Below are 9,520 nucleotides of genomic sequence, written 5' to 3' on the forward strand. Positions count from 1 at the left end.
GGCCGCTACCGAGGGCGGCGGCTACGACGATTACTACTGAACAACTCTGTCTAGTCCGTAGAGCCCGCCCAGCCACCAATGAAGACTCCCGAATCCTTGTGCGATGCGCGTGCATCCATCTGGTTGCGCGGCGATTGTCGATGACCTCAGAGAGGTGCTTGTCGGCGTGGCGCCGCAAGTACATACTCGCCGCGTTCCCTCCATGAAGACTCAGGGGACGCCTCGGAGCGGTCCGATGAACGAAACTCGCACCCTTCTCAAGCAAGCCCTCGACGACCTCGACATCGATGCACTGCGCCAGGAGTATCTGGCCAACGATGAGTTCCTGTTCGTGGAGAAATTCCTCCCCGAGGCGCTGCTCTCGCGTTGGCAGGCCGAGCTCGATCAGCTCCGCCCGCGCATTCATCGCAATTTCATTCCGCGCCACAAGAAGGGCGGCAGCGTCGATTTCAATACGCTGAGCAAGTTCGCGCCCACCATCCGCGAAGTCTATTCGAGCCCCGAATTCTTCGATTTCGTTGCCAGACTCACCGGTGCGAAAATTCAGCACTGTCCCGACAGCGACCTGCACCGTTGCGCGCTCTATGCCTACACCGAGCCGGGCGACCACATCGGCTGGCATTACGATACGTCCTACTATCGCGGCCAGCGCTTCACAGTGCTCGTCGGGCTGGTCGATGAGTCCACTTCGAAGCTGGCCTACCGGCTGCACACCAAAAACAACGGGCACGAAGTCGTCGAGGGCGAAGCCGCCACGCCGCCCGGATGCCTGGTGGTCTTCGACGGCGACAAGCTCCACCACGCGGTCACGCCGCTCGGCGAGGGCCAGCAGCGCTACATCGTCACCATGGAATTCGTCACCGACCAGTCCATGCACTGGTTCCTGCGCTTTGTCTCGAACATGAAGGACGCCATCGCCTACTTCGGCTTCGGCCGGGTTTTTGGCGCCCGGGGGGCCCGCGGCGGCGATCACGGCAGCGACCGTGGCCCCAAGGGCCTGCCGCCCCACGCCGCCTGACGAAAAAGTCTTGGCTAAATCCAAAAAGTCGTGTTAGTCTCGGTGGTTACGTAGGCGAGGGTAAAGGGCTACTCCAAGCTTTTACCCATGCGATGTCCTGATTGCGGCTATCTCCTCCTCGATCCAGAGGCCCACTGCCCCAAGTGTGAGAAGACCCTTGCGCCCTCCGATGAGGCGCCCAAGTCCCCTGTGTCCGATGAGCCGGCCCCCGCAGCCGCCTCCAGCGCGGGCAGCGACGACGTGGGGGACGTGAGCTATCCGTCCTTTTCCGGCACGGGCTCGCGCTCACTGAGTTCCTCGCGGGGTTCGGCCAGCATGAGCGGCGCGCTCGCGACTGCGGCGGCACTGGCCTACGACGATGACGATTCCTCGGACCCGAACCTGCCGGTCACGGGAGAGGCCCAGACGCAGCCCGAGCCCCCGCGTCCGGGCCTTCGCGTCGTGGACATCACCGAAGAAGAATCCGTGGGCGACACCACTGAGAATCATTTCCCGGTGGACTACGACGCACCCGAAGACACGCCAGAACCCGAAACCGCCGCGGCCATCGAAGCGCCTGTAAGCGAAGCCCTCGAAGAAGAGAGCGCCGAGACCACCGGCGACATCACGGCCGATACCTCCGGCGCGCTGGGTGACATGCTCGACAAGGCGCTCGGCGAGGCCACCGACTGGTCGGGCTTCTTCAAGCAGATCTCCGAGCGCGACGAGCTCGCGCGCGTGCAGGCCCAAGCGGCCGCTGACGCAGCCGAGCAGATGGAAGCCGGCGAGGATTCGCGCAGCGACAATATCGTCGATGCAGAGGAAGCGCTCACCGGCGAGCTCGATGCCGACATGGCGGGCGACCTGCCCGATCACCCCGAAGACCTGGAGATGGGCGATTCCACCGATGACGCCGTCGCCATGGACGACGATGAGTTTACGGGCTCGGTCGTCAACGATCCCACGCCGATCCCCGAGCTGCCCGCGCTGCTGCGTGATGATGCCGAGCCCAGCAGCCCGCGCATGGAAGAGGAAATCGCGCGCGCCCAGGCCATCGCCACCGAAGGCTTTTCGAGCGCTCCGATGGAAACGGGTGAGACAAGTGAAATCACCGGCGGCCAGAGCGGCACGGACCCGGTCTTCGTCGCCGCTTTCAACGCGCTCCAGACGCCCGAAGGCCCCGCACTGACAACCGATGAAGTGAGCAACCCCAAGGCCGAGCTCACCCTGCCCACGGCAGTGGTGCACCCCTATGAACTGCCGGTCGAAAACCCCGAAGAGGGGTCCATTACGGCCACCGAGCTGGAGATCGAACCCGAGCCGGTATCACTCGAATCGCTTGTCGCGCCCGAGCCCCTGGAATCGCAGGTCGCGGGCGAAACCTCTCTGGATCTGACCGACCGCCTCAACGCCGCGGCCGCGCGCGCTCCGGCTGCAGAGCAATCGGTCGAAGAACCCGGCGAGATCAGCGCCTGGGACACCACGGCCTTCGACGACGAAACAACTGCCTTCGATGGCGACACCACAGAGGTGACGCCCAGCGTGTTCGATGCGGCCAACCTCGATGCGATCTCACAGGAGCTTCCCGAGGAACCGAGCTTCCCTTCGGTACCCTCGACGACGCCATCGGCCTTCGATGCGCTGCTCGATGCCACCAGCGAGCGCAGCCTGACCAGCCCCAAGCAGATCGACCTCGAAGATGCCATCGCGCGCGCCGAGATTGACGCGCAGGCCGATCCCGAGCAGACCGTCGTATCGGCAAAGCTTTCCGAGCCCGCCGAGTCCGAAGACATCGGGGAAAAGACGCTGGTCAGCAGCCCCGGGCGCATGCGCACACAAATTTCATTTCCGCACTTCTCCATTCCCAGCCATCCGGCCAGCGCGCAGGCACTGGGCAATTCCCATGAGCGAAGCGGCGACTTCCCGACCGCCGACATTCTGGGAGAGGCCAGTACGCGCATGAGTACCGGCGCGCTGCCCACGGCTCGGACATTCCGCAACAAGGCGGCCGGGCGGCGGCTCCTGGCCTTTGCCATCGACAACCTGCTGACCCTCGGGCTGGCCTGCGGCTTTGTTTTCCTGGCACACCTCGCCACCGGGGTGGGCGTGGGGCCGGCCCACGGCAGCGCCGGCGGGGCCGCGCCGCTCGAAGTGCTGGCTGCCGTACTGGTACTGCGCTTCTTTCTGGATGCCTTCTACCAGGTGGGCTACGTGGCCCTGACCGGACAGACCCAGGGCCTTCGATTTATGGGCCTGCGCGTGCGCTCGGAGATCAGCCGTGGGCGCCCGAATCTGGGGCAGGCGCTTCGCCGCTGGCTCTGGTCCTACTGGTTAACCTATGGAATTTGCTGGGGTTTTCTGGCTATATCGCGCGATCCGCGCGGTCGCGCCCTCCACGACAAGAAGGCAAGAACCCGAATCGTTCCCGCCTGAGGGCGCATCTAGAGGACGTTGCCCCGCGCCCTGAACGGCACGTGGGCCAAACTCTGATAGAATGGGAGCGGCACGCGGCCTTGGTTTTGGTGCCCGATTGGGGCTACACGAACTCCGGCCGAAGCCACCAGCGAGGCGCACCTTCACCATGGAACTCTTCTCCCACACACTGGCCGGACGCATTGCCGCGCGCAAGGATGCCCTAGCCGCCTGGTTCGAATCGACGCGCGAGCGCGTGCGGCCCCCCTTTACCGCCTCGGTCGATCTGCGCGATTCGGGCTGGAAGATCGTGCCCGTGGATACCAACGTCTTCCCCGGCGGCTTCAACAACCTGTGTTCGGGCGATCTCGACCTGGCCTCCGGTCAGTTCAAGGCCGCCGTCAGCCGCATGCTGGGCGAGGGGGTCAGCACCATCGGCATCGTGGCCGAGTCGCACACCTCGAACCTTCCCTACTTCGCCAACCTGCTCTCCCTTCAGAAGATTCTCCAAAGCGCCGGCTTCAAGGTCGAGGTTCTCTCCTTCGCCGAGGAACTCGCCCGCGAGCGCACCGAAGTGCCGGTGAGCGGTGAGAAGCTCGAGCTTCATCGCGCCCATCGCAGCAATTCGCACCTGGGCTCGGCGGACGTGACGCCCGACCTGCTGGTGCTCAACAACGATCTCTCTGCCGGAGTTCCCGAACAGCTCGCCCAGCTCGATCAGCCGCTCGTTCCCGCGGCGAACCTGGGCTGGTGGCGCCGCCGCAAGAGCACCCACTTTGCCGCCTACAACCAGCTGGCTACCGAGGTAGCGGACGTCCTGGGCATCGACCCCTGGCAGCTCACCACCGCGTTCGAGACTGCTTCGGGCGTGGACTTCGCCACGGGCGAGGGGCTCGACGCCGCTGCGCAGGGCGTTGATCGCATCTGCGCGGCCAGCGCCGCCGAACACGAGAGCCGCGGAATTTCCGACAAGCCCTACGCGGTCGTCAAAAGCGATGCGGGCACCTATGGCATGGCTGTCATGGTTGCCGACTCGGGCGAGGAACTGCTGCAGCTCAATCGCAAGGAACGCAACCGCATGAGCGTGAGCAAGGGCGGACGGCCGGTTTCCGAAGTGATCATTCAGGAAGGCATTCCCACCGTGGACGAGCGCGAAGGCAAAGCCAGCGAGCCGGTGTTCTATCTGGTCGGTGGCGAGGTGATCGGCGGATTCTTCCGCCTCAATGCCAAGAAAGGCCCGCGCGAGAATCTCAATTCCCGCGGCATGGAGTTTAAGCAGATCTGCTACCACAGCCACATGGAGGGCAACCCCGAGGGCGATGCCTGGCGGCTCTCCCACGAACGGGTGATCTCCTACGCGCTGGTTTCCCAGATTGCGGCGCTGGCCGTGGGCGTCGAACGCGCCGAGTATGAGAGCGAGCCCGCAGAGCTGGTCGCCGCGCCGGCCTGAAACTGCGCCACACAACAAAAAAAGCCCGCTCAATGAGCGGGCTTTTTCGTTTACCGGATCAAGAAATCAATACGGATTGAGGTACTGGCCCTTGGGGAAAATACGCCGAAGCTGGGCATCGATGCCGATTCCCAGCTCGTACTCGATCAGCCTGCTGTTGCGAATGTCGAGGGTCACGTCCTCGGGGTCCTGATAGGTCAGCACGCCGCTGCAGTAGCAGACTCCCTCGTATTTGAACGGGTCATCGGTCTTTTTCAGGACGTACATGATCTGGCCGGGCTTCCAGAATCGCGTGCGGGTCTGGAAGCTCACATCGCGGTTGATGATGACGCCCACATAGTCGTATTCGGGAAAGAGCTTGCGGTTGTTCGGGATGAACGCGACCTGGTAGTCGTAATTGGTTGAAGGGTTGTAACGGCTGAGCATCTTGCCGATCCAGATGCCCTCGATCGGCGCCAGATCGCGCTGGTAGTAATAGTGATCGAGGATGTACTGGCTCTTGAACTCGTGCGTCTCACCGACCGGATACCAGCGAATCGTCGGATCCTTGCTGCCACGGGTGCGAAGCGCATGCTGGCAACCCGCTATCAGCGGCAGCGTCAGCAACGCGATCAGCAACACCCGGAACAAATGCGCCTTGCCATTTGTCTGATTGTTCATGGACTCCCTTGCCTTCCCGAAGTAGCGAACAATGGGGCATGGAATAGCCGGAACTGAAGCGCCTTACAACCACCCGGAGCAGCGGGCGGGGGGCCGCCGGGCTCGCCCGAAGGCTCAGGCGCTGGCCTGGGCGCCCGGATCGCCTGCCCTGGAGAGCCGGACCTCCACCACCCCAAGCAACAGGAAGGTGTAGACGATGGCCAGCGCGGCGGCCTGGGTTTTACCCTCTTCGGACTCGATGATTTCCTTGAGCGGCGTGGTGCCGTCGAATCGGTCAAAAATTCGCTGCTCCGGCGCGCGAAGCTTCCAGTGATGCTGGGCCCGGCGACCGTAGTCGGTCACCTGCAGGGGCATTTCCCAGAGCTTGAGCAACTCACCCCGGAGTGTTTCCACCGGGTAAAAACGCCGCACCCCGGTCAAAATGAGGTCGTAGGCGTTGAAGTTGAACTGCTCGACCTTCTTCACGAACTCGTCGGTGAACTTGAATTCGTAGCGCCCCTCGCGCCAGCCGAAGGCTGCCAGAATTTTCTCGCGCAGGTGAAAACGCAGGGTCTTGTAGAGCGTTTCCTCGCTCATGATGCCCAGGTCGACGAGGTTTTCGCCGAATTTGCCGCCACCGTAGCGCTGAATCTCCAGCGCGCGCTGGTAGTCGACCAGCTTGAGCTGGCCCATCTGCATCATGTGCTGGCCCACGCCCTCTTTTTCGACGTTGGATCCCGCGAAAACAGGCTGGCCTTTCACAAAGTAGATCTCGCGATGCTCGGGGCCGCGATCCATGCGCAGCACGCCCGTCGCGCCCGAGCGGTAGAAATGACAGAACAGCTTCGAGAAAGTCGTCGGGTGAATCTCGCCCTCGATGATCTTGCCCCGCACCGATTCGTCGAGACTCGAGAGCGAGGGAAGGGCGTCGCGCTCGTTGATGTCGAAGACCTGGCGCAGCACATCGATGAGCGTGTTGAGCGGAAAAGGTTTTACCAGCATGGCGAGCGCGTTGTAGACGCTCTTGGCGTGGGCGCGCTCGCCGGGGCTCTTGGGCAGGTCGCTCATCAGAATGAGCGGCAGATCCGCGGCCCCCTCCAGATTGCGCAACCGGGAGATCAGGTCGTAACCAGTGCCGTCGGGGAGAATCACATCGGAGACAAGAAGTCCGGCGGGAGCGGCCTCGAAAGAAGCGACCGCTTCCTCCACGTTGGAGGCCTGATGCACCTTGAAACCGCGGGAGGCAAGCTGCGTTGCCAGCACCCCTCTGGCTGCAGCCTCGCTATCTACCAGTAAAATTACCCGGTCCACGAACGCGCTCCACTGGGACGGCATTGCGCCCCGACTCTCGCCCGATCTCGGCTCATCGCGGCCGCCTTCCGCAATGCGTCATTCTAGGCAACTCGGCCCCGGATGCCCAACGCTTTTCCGCATTACAAATGAAACGGGCCCCATACGGGGCCCTTCGATGCATCAGCATTTGTCTAATGGAACAAAATCACTGGAGAAAATCGCCGATGTTGTCGAGCTTCGGTCCCACTTCGGAGGGATCCGCACCCTTGCGAAGGGCAGCCGCCTTTTCCAGTTTCACGCGGTTGTTGGGGTCCTGTGCGTAGTTGCGCAGGTCGTCGCCCCATCGTTCAAGGAAATCCGTAACAAAGTAGTTCGCCGTGCTGTCGGGAATGTACGTCTTGCCAAAATCGATAAACATACTGAAGGTTACGAGCGTTTCTTTCCCGTCGGGACCAAAGTTTTCAACACTCCATGAACCATAGGCGCGCTTGATGTTGCCCTGAATCGAAGTGAACTCCGCCCGGCGAACAGTGCCGTCCGAGCTCACGCTCTCTTCGATTTCGGCGACCATCACCATGCGATCATAGCCGGCGGCCAACGCTACCGCGGGCGCATTCACGACGATGCGGAACACCCGCTTGTCACCGTGCATGGGGAGCTCCTTGCTCTCCTCCACGCGGTAGAGGAAGGTATGCAGGTTGTTGAGATCCTTGAAAACTTCCCACACCGCATCGGGCGGAACGTCGGTCCAGCCCATGGCTCGCACGACCTTGAGCCCGGTGCCCTCGACATCCTCAGTGCCGACGAGGATTTCACCCTCGCGGAGCCGCTTGTCGAATTCTGCACTTCCGCGCTGGGGAAGCTTTCCCCCACAACCCACTGCCAGCACCAGCGCAAACAGGACACCCAAATACCGAAGAATCGATCGAGAATTCATTGATCTGCTCCACACTCTGCAAAATACGATCTGAAGGGGACAATCTATCATTCCCTGCAGAAAAAGAGCAACGCCGCCCGCCCAGGGTCCCTCGCAAACGCTGTCCCGCAGATCAAACGCCTTGCGCGCGGGTTTGCCTCGGGAGTAGGCTTTTGCCCCATGAGTGACAATCAGACCGGTAGTAGCGAGTCCGCCGCCGAAGGGGCGATCCCCCGACGCGGATTCTTGAAGATCGGCCTGGCCGGCACGGCCCTGGCCGCGGTCGGCGGCGTCGGGCTCGCACTTCGCGACAGCGCGCTGCGCGAGATGCCCGCGGGCGGGCTCAAGGTGCTCACCCGCCGCGAATATTCGATTCTCGCCGCGCTCGCCGACGCGATCTGCCCCTCCACAGGGCCCGACGTTCCCGCGCCCAGCAAGCTGGACGTTGCCCGTCGCATCGACGAGATGTTTTCCCGCCGCGACGAGCATACCCGGAAGGAATTTCGCACGCTGGTCGGGATGTTCGACAACGCGCTCTTCAGCTTCCTTCTCGAAGGGCGCATCACGCCGTTTACAAAGCTCTCGCCCGAAGCCCGGGCACGCTCGCTCAGCAACTGGGAACACTCGGGGCTCGAGCTCAAGCGCACCATCTTCATCGCGCTGCGCCGGCTCACCGGGATGATCTATTACTCGTTCCCCGAAACGTGGAAACACATCGGCTATGAAGGCCCGCCCACGGAAACAGCGCTGGCCTACCGCGAGATCAATCGCACAGTGATGGCCGCCGAGCGCGCGGCGCGCCTGGCAAAGAAGCAGGCACCCGAAACCGCCGAAACGGAGAGCCGGCCATGAGCATTCATCAGGGAAAAGACATCACCGGCGATCTTACCCTCGAAACCGACGTGTGCATCGTGGGCTCGGGCGCCAGCGGCGCGGTGGCGGCCGAACGACTTTCCGCGGCGGGCAAGAAGGTGCTGATCCTCGAAGAGGGCGGCTATCACACCGCCGAAGAATTCAACATGCGCGAGATGCAGATGATGGAGCTGCTCTACCAGGACAAGGGCGCCCGCGCGACCAAGGACCTCTCCATCATGGTGCTCCAGGGCCGCGCCGTGGGCGGCGGCACGGTGATCAACGGAACCATCTGCTATCGCACTCCTGAGCAGACGGTCGAGCGCTGGATCGAGGACCACGGGGTCAAGGTCACCCACGAGGAACTTGTCCCCCACTGGAAGCGCATCGAAGAGCGACTCAACATCAAGAAGATCCCCATCGAGGCCGTGAACAAAAACAACCGCGTGCTCTGGGACGGGGCGAAGAAACTTGGCTGGCAGGTGGACACCACGCTGCGCAACGTAAAGAACTGCGCCCACCTGGGCTACTGCTTCATGGCCTGCCCGGCCGATGCCAAGCAGGCGATGCACATCACCATGATTCCCGATGCCATGGACAACGGCGCGGACCTCTACGCCGATGTGCGCGTCGATACGATTGAGACCGATGGCCGGAAGGTCAGCACCCTGCGCGGCAGCGTGCTCGACCGCGATACCCACCAGCCCAATGGCAAGAAAATAACCGTGAAGGCCAACTGGGTCGTGCTGGCCGGCGGGGCCATCAACACGCCGGCGCTGCTGCTTCGCTCGGGCGTGGGCAATGCCAACGGCCGCGTCGGAAAGCGCACCTTCCTGCAGCCCGTGACCGCAGCGCTCTCGGAATTCGAAGACCCGATCATGCTTTACTACGGCTCGACCGCGACCATGGGCTCCCACGAGTGGGCCTACTGGGGCGCCGATCGCAAGGGCTTCTTCATGGA

8 protein-coding genes are annotated in these 9,520 nt (G+C 62.9%); 5 read left to right on the top strand and 3 right to left on the bottom strand.

Going from position 1 to position 9,520, the window contains the following annotated elements:
• Positions 1 to 235: 235 nt before the first annotated feature.
• The 3 genes from KDH09_03575 to gshA all read left to right on the top strand — a co-directional run bounded on the left by KDH09_03575 (position 236) and on the right by gshA (position 4,859).
• Positions 236 to 1,018: a 2OG-Fe(II) oxygenase gene (locus KDH09_03575; protein MCB0218751.1), complete on the top strand. Its 783-nt coding sequence runs from the start codon at positions 236 to 238 to the stop codon at positions 1,016 to 1,018.
• 87 nt (positions 1,019 to 1,105) lie between these two features.
• Entirely contained in the window at positions 1,106 to 3,430 is a 2,325-nt protein-coding gene (locus tag KDH09_03580) for an RDD family protein (protein ID MCB0218752.1), read from the top strand.
• 148 nt (positions 3,431 to 3,578) lie between these two features.
• A complete protein-coding gene (gene gshA / locus KDH09_03585) occupies positions 3,579 to 4,859 on the top strand; it encodes a glutamate--cysteine ligase (protein MCB0218753.1) in 1,281 nt (426 codons plus the stop codon).
• Between the two features lie 66 nt (positions 4,860 to 4,925).
• Here the strand turns inward: gshA and KDH09_03590 are convergent, their stop codons facing one another.
• From KDH09_03590 to KDH09_03600, 3 genes are all read right to left on the bottom strand, one after another.
• Positions 4,926 to 5,519 (bottom strand): hypothetical protein, encoded by a 594-nt coding sequence (locus KDH09_03590; GenBank protein MCB0218754.1) that lies wholly within the window; start codon positions 5,517 to 5,519, stop codon positions 4,926 to 4,928.
• 114 nt (positions 5,520 to 5,633) lie between these two features.
• Positions 5,634 to 6,809: a response regulator gene (locus KDH09_03595; GenBank protein ID MCB0218755.1), complete on the bottom strand. Its 1,176-nt coding sequence runs from the start codon at positions 6,807 to 6,809 to the stop codon at positions 5,634 to 5,636.
• Between the two features lie 187 nt (positions 6,810 to 6,996).
• Positions 6,997 to 7,728, bottom strand: coding sequence for a hypothetical protein (locus KDH09_03600; GenBank protein ID MCB0218756.1), 732 nt, complete (start codon positions 7,726 to 7,728; stop codon positions 6,997 to 6,999).
• A gap of 159 nt (positions 7,729 to 7,887) precedes the next feature.
• On the opposite strand from KDH09_03600, the gene KDH09_03605 reads away from it, so the two are divergent.
• Positions 7,888 to 8,559 carry a gluconate 2-dehydrogenase subunit 3 family protein gene (locus KDH09_03605; protein ID MCB0218757.1) on the top strand — a complete coding sequence of 224 codons (672 nt, stop codon included), beginning with the start codon at positions 7,888 to 7,890 and terminating at the stop codon, positions 8,557 to 8,559.
• Positions 8,556 to 9,520: GMC family oxidoreductase N-terminal domain-containing protein (locus KDH09_03610; GenBank protein MCB0218758.1), on the top strand; the 965-nt coding region annotated here is incomplete at its 3' end. The genes KDH09_03605 and KDH09_03610, both read left to right, overlap by 4 nt.

It is taken from the genome of Chrysiogenia bacterium, from assembly GCA_020434085.1.
Classification (GTDB): Bacteria; JAGRBM01; JAGRBM01; order JAGRBM01; family JAGRBM01; genus JAGRBM01.